Annotated in this window: 19 protein-coding genes; 10 read left to right on the top strand and 9 right to left on the bottom strand. The window is 50.5% G+C overall.

Going from position 1 to position 21,453, the window contains the following annotated elements:
• The first annotated feature begins 74 nt into the window (after window positions 1-74).
• Window positions 75-311, top strand: a complete 237-nt coding sequence (locus tag DXC51_RS02945) for a hypothetical protein (RefSeq protein WP_117543654.1) — start codon at window positions 75-77, stop codon at window positions 309-311.
• A 116-nt stretch (window positions 312-427) separates the two neighbouring features.
• On the opposite strand, the gene DXC51_RS02940 is transcribed toward DXC51_RS02945, so the two are convergent.
• Window positions 428-874 (bottom strand): DUF3788 family protein, encoded by a 447-nt coding sequence (locus DXC51_RS02940; protein ID WP_117543652.1) that lies wholly within the window; start codon window positions 872-874, stop codon window positions 428-430.
• Window positions 875-1,028: 154 nt separating this feature from the next.
• On the opposite strand from DXC51_RS02940, the gene DXC51_RS02935 reads away from it, so the two are divergent.
• From DXC51_RS02935 to DXC51_RS02920, 4 genes are all read left to right on the top strand, one after another.
• The gene (locus tag DXC51_RS02935) at window positions 1,029-1,685 is read left to right on the top strand and encodes a TetR/AcrR family transcriptional regulator (protein ID WP_021639206.1); all 657 of its coding nucleotides are present in this window, start codon (window positions 1,029-1,031) and stop codon (window positions 1,683-1,685) included.
• Between the two features lie 13 nt (window positions 1,686-1,698).
• Entirely contained in the window at window positions 1,699-2,979 is a 1,281-nt protein-coding gene (locus tag DXC51_RS02930) for an MFS transporter (protein WP_025489892.1), read from the top strand.
• On the top strand, window positions 2,969-5,284 hold the full coding sequence (locus tag DXC51_RS02925; RefSeq protein WP_025489893.1) for an FtsX-like permease family protein: 2,316 nt from the start codon (window positions 2,969-2,971) through the stop codon (window positions 5,282-5,284). The genes DXC51_RS02930 and DXC51_RS02925 overlap by 11 nt, the downstream gene beginning before the upstream one ends.
• 81 nt (window positions 5,285-5,365) lie before the next feature.
• Complete coding sequence (locus DXC51_RS02920; RefSeq protein ID WP_025489894.1) at window positions 5,366-6,214, top strand: ABC transporter ATP-binding protein; 849 nt, start codon at window positions 5,366-5,368, stop codon at window positions 6,212-6,214.
• Between the two features lie 5 nt (window positions 6,215-6,219).
• On the opposite strand, the gene DXC51_RS02915 is transcribed toward DXC51_RS02920, so the two are convergent.
• Both DXC51_RS02915 and DXC51_RS02910 read right to left on the bottom strand, forming a co-directional pair.
• Window positions 6,220-7,344 (bottom strand): anaerobic sulfatase maturase, encoded by a 1,125-nt coding sequence (locus DXC51_RS02915; protein ID WP_117530933.1) that lies wholly within the window; start codon window positions 7,342-7,344, stop codon window positions 6,220-6,222.
• 206 nt (window positions 7,345-7,550) lie between these two features.
• Entirely contained in the window at window positions 7,551-8,423 is an 873-nt protein-coding gene (locus DXC51_RS02910; RefSeq protein ID WP_025489896.1) for a LysR family transcriptional regulator, read from the bottom strand.
• 273 nt (window positions 8,424-8,696) lie between these two features.
• Between DXC51_RS02910 and DXC51_RS02905 the strand changes: the two genes are divergently transcribed.
• The 4 genes from DXC51_RS02905 (at window position 8,697) to DXC51_RS02890 (ending at window position 12,236) form a co-directional block, all read left to right on the top strand.
• Window positions 8,697-9,266: a chromate transporter gene (locus tag DXC51_RS02905; protein WP_025489897.1), complete on the top strand. Its 570-nt coding sequence runs from the start codon at window positions 8,697-8,699 to the stop codon at window positions 9,264-9,266.
• Window positions 9,263-9,835 carry a chromate transporter gene (locus tag DXC51_RS02900; protein ID WP_025489898.1) on the top strand — a complete coding sequence of 191 codons (573 nt, stop codon included), beginning with the start codon at window positions 9,263-9,265 and terminating at the stop codon, window positions 9,833-9,835. Before DXC51_RS02905 ends, DXC51_RS02900 begins: the two co-directional genes overlap by 4 nt.
• Entirely contained in the window at window positions 9,832-10,662 is an 831-nt protein-coding gene (locus tag DXC51_RS02895) for a MerR family transcriptional regulator (protein WP_117530983.1), read from the top strand. Before DXC51_RS02900 ends, DXC51_RS02895 begins: the two co-directional genes overlap by 4 nt.
• A 200-nt stretch (window positions 10,663-10,862) precedes the next feature.
• Window positions 10,863-12,236 carry an MATE family efflux transporter gene (locus tag DXC51_RS02890; RefSeq protein ID WP_117530935.1) on the top strand — a complete coding sequence of 458 codons (1,374 nt, stop codon included), beginning with the start codon at window positions 10,863-10,865 and terminating at the stop codon, window positions 12,234-12,236.
• A gap of 150 nt (window positions 12,237-12,386) precedes the next feature.
• Here the strand turns inward: DXC51_RS02890 and DXC51_RS02885 are convergent, their stop codons facing one another.
• Window positions 12,387-13,706, bottom strand: a complete 1,320-nt coding sequence (locus tag DXC51_RS02885; RefSeq protein ID WP_117530937.1) for an alpha-L-fucosidase — start codon at window positions 13,704-13,706, stop codon at window positions 12,387-12,389.
• 139 nt (window positions 13,707-13,845) lie between these two features.
• Between DXC51_RS02885 and DXC51_RS02880 the strand changes: the two genes are divergently transcribed.
• The gene (locus DXC51_RS02880; protein ID WP_162162474.1) at window positions 13,846-14,655 is read left to right on the top strand and encodes a helix-turn-helix domain-containing protein; all 810 of its coding nucleotides are present in this window, start codon (window positions 13,846-13,848) and stop codon (window positions 14,653-14,655) included.
• Between the two features lie 28 nt (window positions 14,656-14,683).
• Here DXC51_RS02880 and DXC51_RS02875 read toward each other — a convergent pair whose 3' ends face one another.
• From DXC51_RS02875 to DXC51_RS02855, 5 genes are all read right to left on the bottom strand, one after another.
• Window positions 14,684-16,135, bottom strand: coding sequence for a sulfatase family protein (locus DXC51_RS02875; protein WP_025489902.1), 1,452 nt, complete (start codon window positions 16,133-16,135; stop codon window positions 14,684-14,686).
• Between the two features lie 99 nt (window positions 16,136-16,234).
• Entirely contained in the window at window positions 16,235-17,824 is a 1,590-nt protein-coding gene (locus tag DXC51_RS02870; RefSeq protein WP_025489903.1) for an extracellular solute-binding protein, read from the bottom strand.
• A gap of 90 nt (window positions 17,825-17,914) precedes the next feature.
• Window positions 17,915-18,838, bottom strand: a complete 924-nt coding sequence (locus DXC51_RS02865; RefSeq protein ID WP_021639191.1) for a carbohydrate ABC transporter permease — start codon at window positions 18,836-18,838, stop codon at window positions 17,915-17,917.
• Between the two features lie 11 nt (window positions 18,839-18,849).
• Entirely contained in the window at window positions 18,850-19,764 is a 915-nt protein-coding gene (locus DXC51_RS02860) for an ABC transporter permease (RefSeq protein WP_021639190.1), read from the bottom strand.
• A 163-nt stretch (window positions 19,765-19,927) separates the two neighbouring features.
• A complete protein-coding gene (locus tag DXC51_RS02855; protein WP_021639189.1) occupies window positions 19,928-21,379 on the bottom strand; it encodes a sulfatase family protein in 1,452 nt (483 codons plus the stop codon).
• Window positions 21,380-21,453: the final 74 nt, after the last annotated feature.

Here is a 21,453-nt window from a genome sequence, read left to right as displayed (position 1 = left end):
TTCCGTCCGGAATGATAGGATAGAGACAGGATATCAGAAAAGGAAACGGAAAAGGGAAAAAGGGAGGGACGGTTATGTCGGCACTGCAATGTCTGTTACTGATTTTCGCACTTATAATCCTTGTCCCGACAGCAGGTCATTTCCTGCGGAAATGGGATTATGAGCGGCAGATAAGCGGCAAACGGCCGGAGAGAAAGGCAAAGAAAAATATGCGGCTTCCGGAAGAAAAAGGCCCGTCCAATATGGATATGGAAGTGGATGCAGTCACCTATGAAACCCGGATTAAGCAGGACAGAAACTGGAGAAGGTAAGAACGGACGGCTATTTTAAAGCAAAAGCGGCATTCACTTGTTCCCACTTAAGGGAAAAAGGAACGCCGCTTTTTTTGCCGCCTAAAACCTGAACAGGTGGCCCGCCGATAGGAATATCACTTCCGTCCGCGCCTCTGAGCGCCTGATGCAAGGCATCCCAGCTTAACACGAAGCAGCAGTTTTGCATCCTCCAGCTGTTTCCTGTCCGTCACCCGGTAATGTATCCAGCCGCCTTCTCCGCAGGGATATCTGTTGTCGACCACTTCTTTTGTCTCATCCAATAGCCCGTCATAAACAGCAGCGAACTGCTTATCCGTCAGGCGAAGCATTACGGTAAATGCATCGGCTTCAGCGAATATATCACAGATAAGCCTGCTTTTCTTTTTGTGCTTCACACTCCAGCCGTAATGATTGCCGTAAGGAAAGCGAATCTCGGTTTCCGTTTCGAATTCCTTCGTGAGATAACCATTGATATCAGCAAACATATCTCCGCAGATGCCGCAGTGGGCGACCAACTCAGGCATGGAGGGCTCCGCCTTCTTATCCAACATTCTTTCGTACATTTATTTCCTCCTTATTTTCGCCCGGATACATCATTTTATCATGTATGGGAACAATTTACCACGAAATTTCACTTTGCTGTTTACTTTGGCATCCATATATGCTATCCTGTAACCGACAGACAGTCGGTCTACTATTTTGGAGAGGAATTATTAAATGAGAATTGTAAAGGAAGCAGAAGAACGCAGAAATGAAATCCTGGATGCGGCGGATGAACTCTTCGGCCGGAAAGGCTTTGACGGCACAAGCACGAATGATATCCTGGAAAAGGTGGGTATCGCAAGAGGCACACTGTATTATCATTTTAAATCCAAGGAAGATATCCTGGACGCCCTGATACAGCGGTATGAGGAACAGATGTATTCAGCCGCTGCCGCTGCTGCAAAAGACGGCAGCCTTCCGGTAACGGAACGCCTGATCCGCGTGGTGCTGGCCATGAATGTAAGCCAAAACGGCGGTAAGGCCCTTGTGGAGCAGATGCATAAGCCGCAGAATGCCCTGATGCACCAGAAAACACAGCAGCTCACCCTGACGCGGCTGACGCCTGTACTGACCGGCCTTATTGAAGAGGGTATCAGGGAAGGCCTTTTTTCCACCCCTTATCCTGCCGAATGCATGGAAATGACCATGGCTTACGCCACAACCTTTTTTGATGATGCCATGGATATGTCGGAGGAGGAGCGTTCGCAGCGCATCCGGGCATTTATCTTCAATATGGAACGGCTGCTTGGCACAGAAAACGGCAGGCTTGCTTCCTGCATGCTGCGGATGTTTGACAGAAACCCGGTTCCCGCTTCGGATACCGATGAATAAAAAGGAGAGATAAATGCATAACCCAAACAAAAATTTTTACAACTTCCTTCTTTTATGGTCGGGAGAATTTATTTCGGCCGTGGGAAGCGGGCTGACCTCCTTCGGACTCGGTGTCTATGTATTTGAACAGACCGGGCAGGCCTCAGCCATGGCCCTGGTGACGCTCCTTGCGTTTCTGCCCGGGCTTCTCCTGAGCGTGCCGGCAGGCGTCCTGGCAGACAGGTATGACAGAAGGCTTCTGATGCTTCTGGGTGATGGGTTGTCCGCCGTCGGCCTTATCTTTATACTTATCTGCGTCCTCCGGGGCGGGGCACAGGTATGGCAGATTTGTGTGGGCGTCACCATCAGCTCTCTGTTTTCGGCGCTGATGGATCCGGCCTACAAAGCGACCGTGACGGATCTGCTCACTCCGGAGCAATATACCAAAGCCAGCGGGCTGATCGGAATCGCCGGCTCCGCCAAATACCTGGTATCACCCATCCTGGCCGGTTTCCTTCTCACGCTGTCTGATATCAGGCTGCTTCTTATTATTGATATCTGCACCTTTTTCCTGACCGTTTTTACCACGCTTGCCGTACGCGGCATGCTTCTGGCAGGAGGCGCTGCGGCGGCTTCCAGCAAGAAGAATCGGGAAAAGGCTTTCTTCAGGGAACTGAAAACCGGCTGGCGGGCAGTTTCGCAGCGCAGCGGTGTTCTGCTGCTTGTCCTTCTTTCTTCAGTAATCACTTTTTTTCTCGGTTACCTGCAGACCTTATTCACCCCTATGGTGCTTGCCTTTTCAGACAGCGCCACGCTGGGCACGGCGGAAACGATCTGCGCCCTGGGAATGTTGGTATCCAGCATCGTCATCGGTATGGTCTCCCTGAAAAAAGGATATGTGAAAATTCTATCCCTATCCCTGGCAGGCGCCGGTTTTTTTATGGCAGTATTTGGCCTGAAGGAGAGCATACCGCTGATGTGTGCCTCCGGCTTTTTCTTTTTTGCCATGCTTCCCTTTGCCAACACCGCTTTGGATTATCTGCTCCGTACCAATATTGACAACACCTGCCAGGGAAGGGCCTGGGGACTGATTGGCGTGCTTTCACAGGTTGGCTATGTGGCCGCTTATGCGCTGGCAGGTGTCCTGGCAGATGCCACCGCCAGGATAATGGGTGTCAGCGTGGGAAGAGGGGCTGCCCAACTCATCACTGCCTCAGGAATCCTGCTGGCAGCCACAGCTTTTCTTCTCTACCATATCAAAGCGATCCGGTCCCTTGAAAAAATAACGGAAAAGGAAGCCTGCCATGCAGAATAAAATGCTACAAAATGATTTGAAACGAAATAAGCTTGTCACCCTTACGCTGGTGCTCTTTATTGCCTGCGCCTCTCTGCTTGCTTCTCTGGCGGCGGCCCTGGCCGTCAATCTCTCAGATGCCATAAATGCGCTGATGGCCCGGGCGGAAACACCCCATTTTCTCCAGATGCATTCGGGAGATATTGATATGGAACAGCTCAGCGCCTTTGCCTCTAACAACAGTGACATGGATAAATTCCAGGTGCTCCGGTTCCTGAATCTGGAGGGTGGCGCTATCCGCCTGGGAGATGAGCTTCTTACGGACAGTACCCAGGACAATGGCCTGTCCATGCAGAGTGGAAGCTTTGACTATCTTTTAGATCTGGAAGGGAACATAATACAACCGGAGGACGGACAACTGTATGTACCCGTATGCTACCTGCAGGATCATACTGCCAGCGTGGGCGATCGGGCTGAGATCTGTGGCGAGCCGTTTGTAATTGCCGGCTTTCTCCGGGATTCCCAGATGAATTCCATGCTGGCCTCCTCCAAACGCTTTCTGGTCAGCAATGCCGATTATGAACGGCTGGAAGGATGCGGGAACGTGGAATACCTCATTGAGTTCCGGCTGAAGGATACAAAGGCGCTGGGCAGCTTTGCCGCGGCCTATACGGCCTCCGGCCTTCCCGCCAACGGTCCTGTCATCACCTACCCGCTGTTTCGTATGATAAACGCGCTTTCCGACGGCATCATGATCGCCGTAATCCTGCTGGTCAGCGCAGCAGCCGTGCTGATCGCTCTTTTATGCATCCGCTTCGCGCTGCTTGCCGAAATAGAAGAGGATTACCGGGAAATCGGCGTAATGAAGGCCCTTGGCCTCCGCCTTTCCTGCATACGGCGTATTTATCTGGCCAAATATGCCCTTTTAGCCGCATTGGGCTGCATGGCAGGCTTTCTTCTTTCCTTTCCCTGCCGGCATATGCTCCTTGCAAATATAAAGCTGGTAATGGGGGAGAGCGGTAAAACGACCTTTTCCATACTCCTCGGTTTCCTGGCCGCCCTCCTTTTATTTTGCGTTATCCTGCTCTTTGTCCGGAATATTCTCAAACGCTTCGGAAAGATATCCGCCTCCGGGGCGCTCCGCTTCGGCGCGCCTCAGGAGCAAAACGGTATCGCAGGGAAATTGCGGCTGTGCAGGCGCCGTCTGCCCGGAGCCAATATTTCTTATGGACTTCACGATATCCTTTCCCGGAAAAAGATATATGCAGCCTACCTTGTCATACTGATCTTTGCTTCCTTTATCATCATTTTTCCGCAAAAGCTGTATGAAACCCTGTCTTCGGAGGGCTTTGCAGCTTATATGGGAATCGGCAGCTGCGATTTGCGCATCGATATCCAGCAGACAGACCGGATTTCAGAAAAAACAGCCGAAGCAGCCCAGGTCCTGGCACAGGATTCGGACATTTCAAGTTTTACGGTGCTCAACACCGGTTCTTTTTCCATCCGGAAGGAGGATGGCACCCTGGAGCAGCTGAAAATTGAACTGGGTGACCACAGCAGTTTTCCGGTCGCCTATACAGAAGGCTTCGCCCCTGCAAAAGAAGATGAGCTTGCCCTTTCCGCCCTAAACAGCAAAGAGCTGGAAAAAGGCATCGGCGATACCATAACCATCCTGACGGAGGAAGGTGAAAGACAGCTTACCATTTGCGGCATATATTCAGACATAACCAACGGAGGAAAAACGGCAAAGGCCGCCTTCCCGTCCTCTGCAACCATGATGTGGAGCATCATTTATGCCGAACTGAACGAGCACAGCCTTGTGGAAGAAAAAACGGAAGCGTATTCGCGTTATTTCCCCTTTGCCAAGGTGACAGATATCCGCAGCTACATTAACAAAACCTATGGCCCGACCCTTCATTCCGTAAAGCTCGCCGCTTTTGCAGCCGCTGCGGCCGCCCTGATGGTAACGGCCTTTATTACCTTACTGTTTGTCAAGCTGCTGGCGGCAAAAGACAGGTATTCCAATGCGGTCATGAAAGCCTGCGGTTTTACAAACCGTGACTTAAGCATCCAGTATATGGCACGTTCCGCCGTCCTTCTGGCGGCAGGCATCCTTTTGGGAATCCTGTTTACAAATACCGCAGGAGAAGGGCTGGCCTCTTTTGCTTTTTCCGCCTTCGGCGCCGCGTCCTTCCGGTTTCTTGGGAATCCCGGCCCGGCCTATACCGCCTGCCTCCTGCTGATGGCTCTTCTGGCAGCCGGAGCAACAGCAGCGGCGGCACATGATGTGAGAAACATTAAAATATCGGAAACTATAAAAGAATAAGACGGCTGCAGGCACACGCCGGCGGCAGCTGCATAAAGCCCACAGCAAACCGGCTTCAGCCGGGAAAGGAATTACAGATTAATGAAAGAAATTATATGCGGCAGAAAACTCGTGAAATTTTTCGGAGAGGGCAGTGAAAAAAGAAAGGTACTGGATGAAGTGGACATATCCGTTGCAAAGGGGGAATTCCTTTCAGTAATGGGGCCTTCCGGTTCGGGGAAATCCACGCTCCTGTATACCCTGAGCGGCATGGATGCCATTGACGGAGGCACCGTTTCCTTCTGCGGAAGGGACCTGGCCGCCTGCCGGGAAGAGGAGCTGGCCGATTTACGCAGAACCAGGATGGGCTTTGTTTTCCAGCAGCCCGCGTTACTGAAAAACCTGAATCTTCTTGACAATATTATTTTCCCGTCTCTGCGGTCTCATGGAAGAAATGGAGCAGAGGCGGAAGAAAAGGCAAAGGCTCTCATGGGACGCACTGGCATCCTGCCCCTTGCCCGAAGAAGCATTACCCAGACCTCCGGCGGCCAGCTCCAGCGCGCCGGAATCTGCCGCGCATTGATGGGCGATCCGGAAATTATTTTTGCCGATGAGCCCACCGGAGCGCTGAACTCCTCGGCAGCTGAGGAAATTATGGACATTTTCTCGGAAATCAATGCGCAGGGCACGGCCGTGATGCTGGTAACCCATGACCCGAAAATCGCTGCCAGGGCCGGCCGCATCCTATTCCTGGCCGACGGCAGGACAGCAGGAGAGCTGCGTTTTCCGGAGGCATCCGCAAAAGTATCTGATACAGCAAAAGCAACCAATACAACGAAGGCATCCGCAAAAGTATCCGTTGCAGCAAAGGCATCCTCGGATGCAGACAAACTCCGCTTTCAGGACAGAATCGACTGCATCCTGGAAAAAATGCGCGTTCTTGGCATCTGAAATGCCTATCTGATGCTCCTGGCCATTTCCAGCATTCTCGGATATGCATAAGAAAAGAAATCCTGGTAGCTTGCGCAGTAGCTGTTAAGCCCCGGCGTCCTTCCGTCGGGCAGAAGCTCGCGGTCGCGTCTGCAGCCGTTACGGCAGAGCGGATACCAGCGGCAGTCCCGGCATTTGTCCGGCACATGGCGGGAGAGGCTGACAAAGTCCAGTTCCTCCCGCTTTTCATTCATCTCTTCAAAGGATGCGGTGCGGATATTCCCCAGCTTCCATTCATCCAGCACATAAAAATCGCAGGGATAAACGCTGCCATCCGCCTCCACCACCCACTGTTCGGAACAGATTCCCATCATATTACAGGATTCCGGCGGATAATTATGCAGCATCCCGATCCAGTTTTCAAAGGTACGGTTATAGACCGGATGGCCTTCCTTCCAGTCCTGATACCAGTAATCAAAAAGATCCTTCAGGAACTTCCCATAGCGATCCGGTGTCAGGGAATAGGAGAGGCTCCCTTTATTCTCCTCAAAGGGATCAATGCAGGGAATGTACTGCTGATAGGTAAATCCCTGGCTTTCAAAGAACTGATAGGTGCGCCTGATACGGCGGGCGGACTGCGCGGTGACCACCGTAAGGATGTTAAATTCCACCTGATATTTCTGGAACAGCCGCGCGGTTTCCATCACACGCCCAAAGCTGCCTGTGCCGTCGGGAAATTTCCGGTTTTCATCATGAAGCTCCTGATACCCGTCCAGGGACAGGCCCACCAGGAACTGATTGTCATGCAGAAACTGCGCCCATTCCTCATCAATGACGATACCGTTGGTCTGTAGGCTATTATGTATTTCAATCCCTTTGTGGTTATGTTTTTTTTCAATTTCAATTAAGGAACGGTAAAAATCCAGGCCGGCCAGCGTAGGTTCCCCGCCCTGAAAGGCGAAGGTTGCCATGTGGGTTACCTGATTCAGGGTTTTTTCCACCAGCGTATCCAGTGTCTCTAAGGACATCATTCCGTAGGTACGTTCACTCCGGATATTCATCTCATCCGCATAAAAGCAGTAGCGGCAGCGGAGATTGCAGCTGCCGGATGCCGGTTTGATCAGCAGCGTGATAGCAGGCTGTTTTGCCATAATAAAGTAAGCTCCTCTCAAAGTATCTTTTGTCGTAATTATTGCCATTTACCTTTTGTAACAATATAGTCCAGCATAATACAAAAACGCAGCTTCCGCAATGGTACATTCCATTCCGGCACGGACATCTGTTTTCCGCCGCTGCGCCCGGGCCGTCTGTTCCTGGCCCGGCGATGCGGCCGGGTATTGTTTTCCGTACAGGCCGTTTAAAAACGGCGGCACATTTCCATGAAGCGCAGCGCATTTTCCGTCAGATATTTATTCTGGTGATAGATAATGGAAAAGCTTCTGTGGAGCGCAGGGGCGTCGAAAGGAATCTGCGCCACAATGCCCTGGGCCAGCGCATCCTCAGCCAGCAGGCAGGGGAGGGCGGAGATACCGATATTCCGGCTCACCGCGCGCACCAGGGATTGGGTGCTCACGCTTTCCCACAAAATTGTCATGGGCAGCTGGCTGTATTTTAACAGATCCTCCGCAGCCTCCCGGCCGGCGCTGCCTTTTTCCCTGAGTACAAAAGGGCAGGCGGAGATATCCCTCAGGGATACCTTCTTTTTCTGAAGCAGCGGGTGATCCGGCGCACATATAAAACAGATCCGATCCTCCATAAAGGACTCGCATATCAGCTGCGGATTCTGTGAGCAGCCTTCCACCAGCGCAAAATCCAGCTGATTATTCAAAACCGCCTCTTCAATGAAACCCGAATTATTGATGGTAACCTGCGGACGGACGGCAGGGGCTTCCTCCTGGAATTTCTGGATCAGGGTGGGCAGAAGGAAATTGCCGATAGTTACGCTGGAGCCAATCCGGAGCGTGCCCGCCTGCTTCCAGGCCGGAATTTTTTCTTCCATTTCATCAAACAGGGATATGATATGAAGCGCATAATTATACAGCTGTTCCCCCTGCTCCGTAATATAGATCCGCCTGGAATACCGCTCAAAGAGCCGGATGCTGTAATTATCCTCAAGCTCCTTAATGGCAAGGCTTACGGAGGGCTGGGCCAGATGCAGCCGGTCCGCCGCCCTGGTAATGCTCCGTTCCTGATATACCGCTACAAAAATCCGCAGATGCCGTAAAGTCATATCCGTACCCCCTGTCTGTGCTTCCCTGTGTCAGGCGCTGCCTTGGCCTTGGCTCCGGCCCCATGAATTCCTTCCGGCTTTCCCTGGCCGGGTAAAGGCCCGGGTAAAGTTAATTCATAACAAATTCATTATGTAATATATAATATAATACTATTTTACTTATATAACAAGGGGGTGTATACTCAATCTGTCGGATGGGAATCCGGTTGCCAAAGGAACGGCAACACAAATCCGGCCTTAAAAATAACAATAAAAGAACAAAGGGGCGCTATCATGGAAAAGAAAAGCAAGGTGCTGAAAAAACTGTTTTTTTCAACCCTGTACTTAAGTACCTTCACCTTTGGTGGAGGGTATGTCATTGTCACACTGATGAAAAACAAGTTTGTTGACGAGCTTCACTGGATTGATGAAGAGGAAATGCTGGATCTGGTGGCAATCGCACAGTCGTCGCCGGGCGCAATTGCAGTAAACGGCGCAATCGTGGTCGGCTACAAGCTGGCAGGGCTTCCGGGCGTGCTGCTTTCCATTCTGGGAGCGATTCTGCCGCCCATGATTATCCTCTCCGCCATATCCTTTTTTTATGACGCCTTCCGTTCCAACCTGATTGTGGGAACCATGCTCAAGGGTATGCAGTCCGGCGTGGCCGCGGTCATTGCTTCCGTTGTTTTTGATATGGGCAGCAATGTGGTAAAGGAAAAAGACTGGCTGAATATCGCAATTATGGCAGCCAGCTTCCTCATCAGCTATCTTTTCGACATCAACGTGGTGCTGATTATCATTGCGGCCGCCATCATCGGCGCTGTGCGTACGCTCCTGCGCGAAAGAAAGGGGGCGAAGGCATGATTTATTTACAGTTATTCTTAAGCTTCCTCCAAATCGGGGCCTTCAGCTTCGGCGGAGGCTATGCCGCCATGCCCCTGATTCAAAGCCAGGTGGTGGATCTCCACGGCTGGCTTACCATGCAGGAATTTACAGACCTGATTACGATCTCCCAGATGACCCCCGGCCCGATTGCCGTGAACTCGGCCACCTTCGTCGGCATCCAGATAGCCGGGCCTTTAGGTGCGCTCGTTGCCACCCTCGGCTGCATCCTGCCGTCCTGTATTTTCGTAACGGCCCTTGCCTATATTTATATGAAATACCGGAAGATGAGCCTGCTCCAGGGCATTCTTGGCTCCCTTCGCCCCGCAGTCGTTTCCCTGATTGCCATAGCCGGCGTGACGATCCTGATTTCCGCAGTCTTCACAAACGGCACCGTGGAATTCCGGACAGACAACGTTTCCATCCGTGCAATCATATGGTTTATCATTGCAGTAATCCTGCTGCGCAAAAAGAAAATGGATCCCATCCTGGTCATGGTTTTGTGCGGCGTATTTGAAACAGTTTGTACACTGGTGATGAAATGGATATAAAAAACCTCTTTACCATAGGTGAAATGGGCGGACTGTTCCGTACCAATATCCGTACCCTGCGTTATTATGATGATATCGGGCTTCTCAAGCCGGAGGTTGTAGACCCCAAAACCGGCTACCGTTACTATTCTGCAAGACAGTTTGAACGCATGAACACCATCAAATACCTGCGTAACCTGAACATGCCCCTGGATAAAATCAAAGCCTTTTTTGAAAACAGGGATACGCTTGTTATGGAGCAGATCCTGGAAGAACAGCTTCAGGAAACGAGAGCCCAGCTTGCCCGTCTGCAGGCCATAGAACGCAAGCTGACCACCCGGCTGGAGCAGCTGGACTACGCCATGCACGCCCAACTGGACCAAATCCACGAAAAGCACCTGCCCGCCCGTCCCGCCGCCGTCCTCAAAAAAGAAATACGCCAGGGAGAAAATCTGGAATACCCCATCCGGGAGCTGGAACGCACCAGCCAGCTTCCCCCGGCCATGTTCCTGGGAAAGGTGGGCGTCTCCATTCGCCGGGAAAATCTGCTGGCAGGACAATTCGACCGTTTTTCCGCCATTTTTGTCCTGATAGAAGAGGAGGACAACTATAAAGGAGAGACAGCCTGGCTTCCCGAAGGAGATTTCCTCGCCATATGGTATGCCGGCACCCATCAGGACTCCGCCATATACTACAAAAAACTCCTTGCCCATATGGATACTCTCGGCCTGGAATGCTGCGGCGATTCCGTGGAAATCACATGGATCGATTCCGGTTTCACGGACGACACCGAAAAATACGTAACAGAGCTGCAGCTCCCTGTCCGCGCAAAAGTCCCCCATCTTTAACCCATCCTTCCAAAAAACCTGATTCGTAAAAAAAGTAATTGACCCTCCAGCAACTGGAGGGTTTATTTTATCTCATAGGAAAGTTTTCCTGCCAAAGATTCCTGTTTCACATTAAACTACAAAAATCAAAGCAAATATTTACCCACCAAAGACATCAAAAATCACAATCTATAACCAACCAAACAATCAGGAGCCAGAAAATGCAAAAAGGAAAAACAATAACAGAAAACAATCTGACCAAAGGAAACGTATTGCGCATACTATTCACGTTCTCCCTCCCCTTCATCGCAGCGAACCTCATCCAGGCACTATATGGCGCAGTCGATCTGTTCGTCATCGGCAGATACTGCTCCCCGGAAAGCGTAGCAGCGGTATCAACAGGCACCCAGGTCACACAGATCATCACCAGCATGATTACCGGCCTCACCCTGGGAAGCACCATCCTGGTGGGAAAATACACCGGCATGCAGGCAGAAGAGGACATTAAGAAAACAATCGGCACCACCCTCACCATCTTTGCCGCAGCCGCACTTATCCTCACAGCCGCCATGCTCCTGGCCGCCGACCCCATCCTGAAGCTGCTCAAAACACCGGCCCCTTCCTTTGACCTGGCCCGCACCTACGTAAAAATCTGCTTCTGCGGCATCTTTTTCATCTGCGGCTACAATGCCATCAGCGCCATCCTCCGAGGCTACGGCGACTCCCGCAGACCCATGCTCTTCATTGCCTTATCCTGCGCCCTCAACATCATCGGTGACTTTGCCCTCGTAAAAGGAGCAGGCCTCGGCGTAGCAGGAGTGGCACTGGCCACCATCGGCTCCCAGGCTGTAAGCATGATCGCCGCCATCCTATACCTCAACCGCAGACGCTTTATCTTCACCTTCCGCCTCCAAAACCTCCGCATTGACTGGAAAAAAGCAAAAGAACTCGCAACGGTAGGAATCCCCATATCCCTACAGGAATGCATGGTCAGACTATCCTTCCTCTACCTCACCAGCATCACCAACCGCCTTGGAATCTACGCAGCCTCCGCCGTAGGCGTAGCAAGCAAATACGACATATTCGCCATGCTCCCCGCCACCTCCATAGCCAACGCCCTGACCGCCATCACCGCCCAAAATTACGGCGCAGGGAAACCCGAACGCGCACGAAAAAGCCTCCTCGCCGGCCTCACCTTTGCACTCGCAGCCTCCTCCCTGTTCTGGCTCTGGGCACAACTGTCCCCCCAGACTATGATAGCCGTCTTCTCCCAGGACCCCGCCATCATAAAAACCGGCATCCCCTTTTTCACCGCCTGCAGCTACGATTACCTGGCAGTCACCCTTGTATTCTGCATGAACGGCTACCTCAACGGCCGCTCCCAGACCATATTCACCATGATAAGCAGCTGCTTCGGCGCCCTGATCCTCCGCATCCCCCTCATATACCTCGTATCCACCCACACCCCCGACAACCTCACCCGAATCGGCTCCATAGCCCCCGCAGTCTCATTTTTCATGGCCGCCTACACCTCCTTATACCTCATCCACAGCTACCGCCATGAAAAAAGAGCCATGTCCCAATCCACTCATTAATAAAAGAAAATTTACCCACCCTATATTTTCCCTGCCCTTTCTTTCCCTCCCTCGCCCTTCATTCAAAAAGCGCCATTGCGGAAACACATTGCAATGGCGCTTTTTTTACACTATAATTAGCATTGGCAATAACGGCTGCCGCTACCAAATTTACTCCAGAATCAATTCAATTACCGGAACCAGGGTATGCGGCTTTACCGGAGGAAGATACAGAATCAGATCCCCAGCGTCACCATTTTCGTCCTTGGCGGAGAAATGGTCAATTGATCCTTCCGTATAGAGGACTTCGCTTCCGTCATGCAGGAACTGGGCATATTTTACCTTGCCGGCAAGACCGGGCAGACGAAGATGGGCGAAGGGATATGCGAACATATGCAGGTACAGACGGCTTCCGTCCACGCTCTGGGTATAACGGCAGTCGGCAGGAGCGGTGAACTCCGGCTCGGCCATGGTGCAGCCGTAAATGGAACGGCTGTTGTATTTCATCCAGTCCGCGTAAACCTTCAGCGCCTCCTCAGCGCGGTAGTCCAGATATCCTCTTGAGGTAGGGCCTACATTCATCAGCAGGTTTCCGCCGCAGGAGACGGTATTTACAAGCATCCGGATAAGCATTTCCGGGGATTTCCAGGTCTGCTCGTCACGGTAGTATCCCCAGGATCCGGAAAAGGTCTGGCAGGCCTCCCAGGTAACCAGTTCCCCTGTTTCCTGATGGGTTACCCATTTCACAGGCTGATACTGTTCAGGAGTCCAGAGATCCTGCTCTATGTCCGTACGGTTGTCAATAATGATGTCAGGCTGCAGAGAACGGGCGGTGGCAATCAGCTTGTCAGCCTCCCAGTCGTTTTTCCCCTTGCCCTTCATCCAGGACTGTGCGCCATCGCCGTCCCTGCCGTCGTAAGAGAAGTCAAACCAGAGAATATCGATCTTGCCGTAATTGGTCAGCAGCTCCGTCACCTGGTTTCTCATGTATTCGGCGTACTTATGCATATCGCGGCCCTGGCTTTGCTCGAAAGCATCCGCATCGTCCCTGCGGGGATGAAGGACGTCGATTGGAAAATCCGGATGATGCCAGTCAATGAGAGAGTAATAGAAGCCCACGCGCAGCCCTTCCGCACGGAATGCGTCCACATACTCCTTAATGAGATCCTTTCCGCAGGGCGTATTGGTGGACTTATAATCCGTATACTGGCTGTCAAAGAGACAGAAGCCTTCGTGATGCTTGGTGGTCATGACCACATATTTCATGCCGGCCGCTTTTGCCTGTCTTGCCCAATCCCTGGGATCATACAGATCCGGATTGAAATATTTGAAATAAAGATCGTAATGCTCCTCGGAAATTTTTTCATTGGTCTTTACCCATTCGTGGCGCGCCGGCATGGCGTAAAGCCCGAAATGGATAAACATGCCGAACCGGTCATGGGTGAACCAGCTGGTGTCTCCGGGAGTTTTGCGTGTTACATAGCTTGTCATGATTCCTCCGTTCCGCCGTAATTTACGGCTATCCTTTTTTGCCTTATTTTTGTCCGGCAGGATATTTTATGGCTTTATTGTAGTGAAAAAGGGCAGAAAGGAACATGTCAAAATAGAGAAAAAATATGGAGTTTTCAGCATGATTTACTTAACGAATCCCAGGTTTTTAACACTGTGGAAATCACTCCGGCTGGAGGTTGCAGACTCCGGCCTTGCCCAGGTGGACACCACCTGGAATATGGTCAATGTCTGCTCCCCCTATTCCCGGCTATACTTCATTTCCCACGGCGGCGGCATCCTCACCCTGCGCGGCAGGGAAATCCCGTTAAAGGAGGGCTGCGTTTACCTGATCCCGGCAGGCCTTTTATACAATTACCGGTGCGACGCCAGCATGGAGCAGCTTTACTTTCATGTGAATATTACCCAGGTAAACGGCATGGATCTTTTTTATGGCTGCGACACCGTGTATGAACATGACGCTCCGGCAGAGGACCTGGAAAAGGTGCTTGCGCTTTACCGCTCCCAGCGGATGGAGGACGCCTTTCTCCTTCAGGGACTTCTGTGGGAGGAGCTGGGACGTTTTATCCAGATGGCGGATCTGCAGGAGGCGCAGACAAAAATATATTCCGGTATGGTGGAGCAGGTTTTCCGCCTGGCCCAGAATCCGGTCAGCGCAGGAAACCATGTACGCTCCCTGGCGGACAGGCTGCATGTATCGGAGAGCACGCTGTCCAAACGCTTCCGGGCGGAAACAGGCATGTCCCCCGGTGTTTATCTGGAGCAGCTGGTCATTCAGAAGGCCTGCCGCCTGTTGATAGAAGAGGATAAAAGCATGGCGCAGATAGCGGAGGAGCTGGATTTTTCGGATCAGTTTTATTTTACCAAGTATTTTAAACGGAAAATGCATATGCCGCCCAGCGCCTACCGCAGGCAGATGCGGGGAAACTGATTAACTTACATGACAAGAAAAATCAGGGCTACGGCTGTTTATAAAATACATTTCTCCGATCCGCATAGATTCCCGGCCTGCACAGCTGGCCATAGCCGGTCACACCCTCGCGGGAGGCATCCATTGCCGGATCTGCATAGGTATAAAACCATCGTGTCAGCTGGATATACATGCGGTTAATAAGAGTGGCATATTCCGGGTCGGCTGACAGGTTGTTATTTTCTTCCGGATCCTCGCTCAGATGATACAGCTCGTCAGGCCCATAGGGACTGCGGCAGATATATTTCCATTCCTCCGTCCGTATCATGCGGGTTGGTCCGTACTCATCATAGACCACCACAGCGCCCGCTTTCTCCGTATTCCCGTCAAAAACATCCGCGAAGCTTCTTCCGGGAAGCCCGTCCGGCAGCTGCCTTCTGATGCCAACCATATCTAAAAGCGTCTGGAAGAAATCATACTGGCTGCACATTCTGCGGCAGACTACCCCTGATGGATAATGGCCGGGCCAGGAGACGAGGAACGGAACCTTTACAGCCGTATCGTACATATTAAAGGGAAAGGTGCCGTTGCCTTTTCCCCAAATCCCATGATGCCCCATGTTCATGCCGTTGTCCGCCATAAACATGACGATGGTATCCTCCGCAATTCCCAGCGCCTCCAGCTTATCAAGCAGCCGTCCCACATCCGCGTCCATAGCCGTTATGGCGGCATAATATCCACGCAGCAGGGATTTTCGCACTTCTCCCGTCCCGGAGGGCGCGCTGGGGATCTGATTGGGATGTACCGGCAGATCCGGCGTGGCGGTAAAGCCGCAGTCCCTGTACATCTCAATGTATTCACCGGGATGCTGATCCTCCTCCCAGGGAGAATGCGGCGCCGTGTAATGCACGCTCAGATAGAAGGGATTGTCCTGCGTCCTGAATTCTTCCAGATAAGACAGCGCTTTGTCAGTAATCACATTGGTAATATATCTGTTTTCAAAGCTGATTTCACCATTTTCCACAATATCCGCCTTATTGTAGTAACAGCCGCCTCTGCCGATGGTAAACCATTTATCAAACCCGTGCTGAGGCGTCATGCTGTCGCCCAGATGCCATTTCCCGGAAAGGGCGCAGGTATATCCGTTTTCCTTAAGCACATCCGTATAGGTCAGCATCCCCTCCAGATATTGGATGGGCTTTTCCTCACAAAGATAATAAGGATCCTCCCTGATTTCCTTCTTCAGGCCGTCCCGATCCAGATTGCCGGAGCGGATCCAGTCCTGTACGCCGTGCGCGGAAGGAATTCTCCCTGTCAGCAGGCTGGCCCGGGCAGGAGAGCAGACCGGGGAAGCGCAGAAGAAGTTTTCAAACCGATACCCCTGTGAAGCTATCCGATCCAGGTTGGGCGTATGGATGTCAGTATTTCCTGCGCAGCGCATGGCCCAGGCGCCCTGATCGTCCGTAAGAATAAAAAGAATGTTTGGTTTTTCCTGTTTCATTTTCTGTCGTTCCTTTCTTTCGGAATATTTTAAAATAACAGCAGACAGGAAGCGTCCGCTCCCTGCCTGCCATACATGTATGATTGAAAAATGGAAAGCTTATTTGCCAAGCTGTGTCGCTATTTCCTGCAACAGTGTTTCTGTGCCGTTATCCTCCAGGGCTTTCAGGAATTTGGGAATATTTTCTTCCGGATCCACCATACCGGATTCCAGAGCCTTGGCATACTCCTCAACTGTGCTCGTAAGAGCGGCAATTTCAGATTCCACAGGTGCATTGTCAAAGGTAAAGCCGTTATGAGGAGCAGTGACAGCCGAGTCGTTATATTCCATGAACATATCCATAATGTTTTCAGGATAGGAGATATCCCATTTCTGGTTAAACGGTGTGCCGAACTGCCAGCCGTAGGTGTAATCATAGCCATTATCCGCAGGATCAAGGGTTCCGCCCATGGTTCTGTCAACCTGATTGTCGCCAACTGCAGTATAATGCTCGCCTTCAATTCCGTGACGGATTAAGGTTCCCACATACTGGTCGGTATTGAGCAGATTAATGAATTCCAGCGCTTTTTCAGGATATTTGGAAGCGGAAGAGATGGCAAGCAGTCCGCCCATGGCATTTCTGGTTTCAAACAAAGGCTTCATCAGCGGAACAAAGGTTACGCCGTGTCCGGTTTTTGCTGCTTCTGATTCTGCGGCTCCCGGAGCATAGGAGATAACATAGGAGAACAGATTGCCGTTTTTGAAATCATTGTCTCTGTTAGCAGTGTCGGTATCGTAGTTTACAGGGTCTTTGGAAAGATAACCGTCATTATACCAGCCCCGCACCAGCTTACAGTAATCCATATATTCCTGGCTTGCATACTGATTAAAGATTTCATCCTCACCCTGGAAATTGCCGAATTCCTTTACGGGAGATGCGCCGGGCAGCTTGGGATCCCCTGTCAGACTTTCAAAAGGAGTGGTCAGGCTAAAGCTCAGGCCGCTGACGCCGATTACGTTCTTGCCTGCTGCCGCAGATTTTTCATGAACGGTCTTCAGTACTTCCGTATAATCCTCCATGGTTTTAACAGTGCTTAAATCAATCCCATATTCGTCAGCCATATCGGAATTTACGAAGAAGCCTGACTGCCAGCCCATTTCCTTATAGGAAGGCACTCCGAAGATTTTACCATCCACTGAAGCCGCCTGCCAGAGGGATTCCGGAATAAATTCATAAGTTTCCTTTGCATATTCCGGAAGGAGGGAGGAGATATCCATGAAGGCATCCTTTGCTGCAAACTGCAGATAGTTCGTGGTCCAGTTCGCAGTAAAGCAGATATCGAAATAATCACCGGAATTGATCAGTGTGGGCATTTTTTCTTTGTAGTCCGGATTGGCAATAACCGTATAATCGATTTCCACTCCGATTTTATCCCTGGTATACTCGTTCAGCTTTTCAATGACCTTATCTGTATCAGGAGCCACCGGATTGATGGACATATACCATTTCAGGGTGACGATCTCATCAGAAGAGGTCTCCTTTGACGCCGTGGTTTCCGCAGCCGTATCCGCTGCAGTGCTTTCAACAGATGCTTTCTCTCCGGCGGGTTCGCTGGATGCCGCAGGCGCAGGGCTGCTGCCACAGCCAGCCAGAAGAGCGGCAGCCAGAACAACGGAAAGACCTGTACTTAACAGTTTTTTCATTTTCATACTCATTTCCTCCATTTATCATAGTTTTTTGCAGTACCTTTATTTATAAAATGCATGAAGCATTCCATAAAACAGAATAGTTTTGCCATATCAGCCTTTTACGCCGCCGATAGTAAGTCCTTTGACGAAGTATTTCTGGAAAAAGGGATAGGCCAGCATTACCGGAAGAACCACCAGCACCGTCAGCGCCATACGTCCGCTGTCTGTAGGCGCGTTCTTTGCCATTTCCGCATATTCCAGGGCATTGGCAGAGGACTGGGTAAGAGCCTCCAGGCTGTTCTGCATACTCTGAAGCAGCGTTTGAATAGGGTATTTCTTTGTTTCAAAAATATAAAGCATACCCAGGAACCAGTCGTTCCAGTAGGCGATTACAGTAAACAGCCCTATGGTTGCGATGCCCGGCTTGGAAAGCGGCAGCACCACCCGGAGAAACGTTTTGAATTCCCCGGCCCCGTCAATATGGGCCGCTTCTATAATTTCCATAGGAATGCTCTTAAAAAATGTACGCAGCACAATCACATAAAAGGCATTCAGCGACATGGGAAAAATCAGCGCCCACACCGAATCCCGGAGTCCCAGCAGCTGAGTGTTCACCATATAGCTGGGAACCAGCCCCCCGTTGAAAAGCATGGTGAAAAGCAGCAGAAACGTAAGTATTTTACCATAACGGTAATCCGGGCGGGAGAGCACATAAGAAAGCATCGTGGTCACAGCCAGGCTGAACAGCGTTCCAACAATCGTCACAAATATGGTAATTCCATAAGAACGGATAATCTGATCCCCCAGACGCAGGAAAAAGCGATAGGCGTTCAGGCTCAGCTGCGTAGGGAAAAAAGAGTAGCCATTCTGGAAAATACTCTGTTCACTGCTGAAGGAGACTACCACAACCAGAAGCACCGGAAGCACACACAGCAGGGCAAATACCGACAGAATGCAAAGCATCATCACATTGGCCTTTTTGCTGATAGCGTTGATTCTTTTTTCTTTATGATTTATAACCGATGATTTTGACATATCTGGCCTCCTTAAAATAATGCGCTGTCCTTGTCAATCTTACGGACAACGAAGTTCGAAGAAAGCACAAGCACGAAACCGATAAGAGACTGGTACAGGTTAGCCGCAGCAGCCATTCCGATATTCCCGTTTTCCTTCAGGGAACGGTATACATAGGTATCGATAACATTTGTCACCGGGAATAAGGGTCCTGAATTTCTTGGCAGCTGGTAGAACAAACCGAAATCCGCATAAAAAATCTTGCCGATTGCCAGAATCGTCAGAACAATCATCATACTTTTCAGTGAGGGCAGCGTGATATATTTAATCTGCTGCCATTTCGTCGCCCCGTCCATCAGCGCCGCTTCATAATAGTCATTGGAAATTCCCACAATAGAACCCAGATACATGACCGTGGAATACCCAAGCGTCTTCCATATCTGGAAAACAATCAGGATAACAGGCCATGCCGATTTCTGGGAATACCAGGTGACATCCAGCCCGAAGGTCCGGTTGATAAAACCGTTGTCCACACTCAGGAAAGAATAAGCGATAAAGGAAACCACAACCCAGGACAGGAAATAGGGAGCCATAAACACTGTCTGGAATACCTTCGCCGTTTTCTTCTGATGCAGTTCATTGAGTACAATCGCCATTGTCACGGCCAGCACCAGATCCAGCACAATGAACAGCAGATTATAACCCAGTGTATTTCTTGTAATTATCCAGGCATCCTTCGTCTTAAAAAGATATTCAAAATTCTTCAGCCCGTTCCAGGCGCTTCCGAAAATCCCGTCCCGGATGTTATATTTCTTAAATGCCAGGATAATTCCGGATAAAGGAAGATATTTAAATAATACCATAAGTGCCACCCCGGGCAGCGCCATCAAAGTCAATGGCAGATTCTTCTTAAAATAGAACCATCGGCTCTTCTTATTCACATTCATTACCAACTGGCCTCCTTATTTCACTTCGCCTTCCATATCTTAATTTTAAAGGAAACCCAGGCCCGCCACAACGCGACTTTTTTTATGGGGAGTGGAGTTTTTTCAAAGATGCATGGCTGATGCCTTACGAAAAAACTCCGTCATAAGCCTGTCACCATAATTATCAGTAGAACTCCCGGATTCTCTCAAACCATACCCCTGCCGGATCTTCTGTTTCCTTCATAAACTCACTCATCCGATCCATCAGGCAACGCTTTATGCCTTCGTATTCCTTCTCATAACACACATTTTTGAGCATCCAGGGATCCTTGCCTAAATCATATAATTCTCCCCGTTCATTCTCATTAAAAGTAAACTGATATTCCAAATTCCTTACCATGCGCTGCCGCGCCGTATAAAAATGGTAGTGATACTCCCCATAAATATACTTCCGGCCATTATCCGGCACTTCTCCAAGCATCAGGGGCACAAGGCTTTCTCCGTCCACTTTTTTGGGAGGCCTCATGCCGGCAAGTTCAAGAATGCTTGGCATCAGTTCCTGCAGCAGCACCAGGCTCTCATTATCTTTAGTCCCAAGTCCCTTCACTACCAAAGGGATCCTGTAGATTTCATCAAACGTAAAAGCGCCCTTTTCAATCAGCCGGTGCGCGCCCATGCAATCCCCATGATCCGCGCTGTATATAATTATCGTATCCTCATACAGTCCGCATTCCTTCAGTTTCTCAACTATCATTCCCACACAGTCATCTATCAGCGTACAATGCCCGAAATATCTGGCGGCAATCTCCTGGAACCCCTTCCAGCCATAATCTGATAGACCCCACATCTTCTCCGTCAGATAATATCCATACGGCTTATCATGGAAATCCTCGCAATAGCTGGGATGTTCCGGTATATCCTCCGGCCGGTACATGGAATAGTAGGGTTCCGGTACAATGCTCGGACTGTGCGGCCCCCAGAAATTACTCCAGATAAAGAAAGGCTGATCCTTATCCCTTGCCTTTTCGATCAGCCGGTTGGTTTCCTGCGCCACAAAATACTCTATTGTGCTCTCCACAGGCCCCTCGTGCCTGCAAAACATCTCCTGAATCTGAAGCGCCGGATTATTTCCCATAAACCCATGCGATACATCCACACCCTCAAACCCTTTTTCCTTCAGATACTCTGCATAATAATTGGGTGTATTCACCGGCGGAATATCAAATTTCAGGCTGGGAAATACCCTGCTTCCGGGAAACCCATAGCCCATAAAGGGAAGATTATCCTCAAAACCGCATTCCGCCGGTGTTTTCACCGGTGATACATGCCACTTTCCCACATAACCGCAATAGTACCCGGCAGAAGCCATACAATCCCCCAAAAGCGGCACGCCTTCCTTAATATCCGTATAATTATCTATCACTCCATGCCGGTGCGCATACAGCCCGGTCATCACACTGGCTCTGGAAGGTGCACAGATAGCAGAAGTACAGAACGCATTACGGAACTTCATTCCTTCCTCCGCAAGCCTGTCAATATGCGGAGTCCTGCAGATACAGTCCATCCCATAAGCACTTACCGTATCCAGTCTCTGCTGATCCGACAAAAGCAACAGAATATTTTTTCTTTTTCCCATTCCCCAAAACCTCCTTTTCGGTATGCTTCCATTGTAGAAAAACGCGCTGGCCCCTACAATCAGATTCTTTTTAG

This window comes from Eisenbergiella massiliensis, from assembly GCF_003435485.1.
The sequence above is the reverse complement of the archived record's forward strand: the minus strand, read 5'-3'. Positions and strand labels throughout refer to the sequence as shown.

Bases quoted from the DNA above. Each gene is read 5' to 3' on its own strand.
- DXC51_RS02930 (WP_025489892.1), top strand. From the start codon at position 1,699: ATGCATAACCCAAACAAAAATTTTTACAACTTCCTTCTTTTATGGTCG.
- DXC51_RS02860 (WP_021639190.1), bottom strand. From the start codon at position 19,764: ATGAATGTGAATAAGAAGAGCCGATGGTTCTATTTTAAGAAGAATCTG.
- DXC51_RS02855 (WP_021639189.1), bottom strand. From the start codon at position 21,379: ATGGGAAAAAGAAAAAATATTCTGTTGCTTTTGTCGGATCAGCAGAGA.
- DXC51_RS02875 (WP_025489902.1), bottom strand. From the start codon at position 16,135: ATGAAACAGGAAAAACCAAACATTCTTTTTATTCTTACGGACGATCAG.
- DXC51_RS02880 (WP_162162474.1), top strand. From the start codon at position 13,846: ATGATTTACTTAACGAATCCCAGGTTTTTAACACTGTGGAAATCACTC.
- DXC51_RS02900 (WP_025489898.1), top strand. From the start codon at position 9,263: ATGATTTATTTACAGTTATTCTTAAGCTTCCTCCAAATCGGGGCCTTC.
- DXC51_RS02870 (WP_025489903.1), bottom strand. From the start codon at position 17,824: ATGAAAATGAAAAAACTGTTAAGTACAGGTCTTTCCGTTGTTCTGGCT.
- DXC51_RS02945 (WP_117543654.1), top strand. From the start codon at position 75: ATGTCGGCACTGCAATGTCTGTTACTGATTTTCGCACTTATAATCCTT.
- DXC51_RS02885 (WP_117530937.1), bottom strand. From the start codon at position 13,706: ATGACAAGCTATGTAACACGCAAAACTCCCGGAGACACCAGCTGGTTC.
- DXC51_RS02890 (WP_117530935.1), top strand. From the start codon at position 10,863: ATGCAAAAAGGAAAAACAATAACAGAAAACAATCTGACCAAAGGAAAC.
- DXC51_RS02915 (WP_117530933.1), bottom strand. From the start codon at position 7,344: ATGGCAAAACAGCCTGCTATCACGCTGCTGATCAAACCGGCATCCGGC.
- DXC51_RS02865 (WP_021639191.1), bottom strand. From the start codon at position 18,838: ATGTCAAAATCATCGGTTATAAATCATAAAGAAAAAAGAATCAACGCT.
- DXC51_RS02910 (WP_025489896.1), bottom strand. From the start codon at position 8,423: ATGACTTTACGGCATCTGCGGATTTTTGTAGCGGTATATCAGGAACGG.
- DXC51_RS02935 (WP_021639206.1), top strand. From the start codon at position 1,029: ATGAGAATTGTAAAGGAAGCAGAAGAACGCAGAAATGAAATCCTGGAT.
- DXC51_RS02940 (WP_117543652.1), bottom strand. From the start codon at position 874: ATGTACGAAAGAATGTTGGATAAGAAGGCGGAGCCCTCCATGCCTGAG.
- DXC51_RS02920 (WP_025489894.1), top strand. From the start codon at position 5,366: ATGAAAGAAATTATATGCGGCAGAAAACTCGTGAAATTTTTCGGAGAG.
- DXC51_RS02925 (WP_025489893.1), top strand. From the start codon at position 2,969: ATGCAGAATAAAATGCTACAAAATGATTTGAAACGAAATAAGCTTGTC.
- DXC51_RS02905 (WP_025489897.1), top strand. From the start codon at position 8,697: ATGGAAAAGAAAAGCAAGGTGCTGAAAAAACTGTTTTTTTCAACCCTG.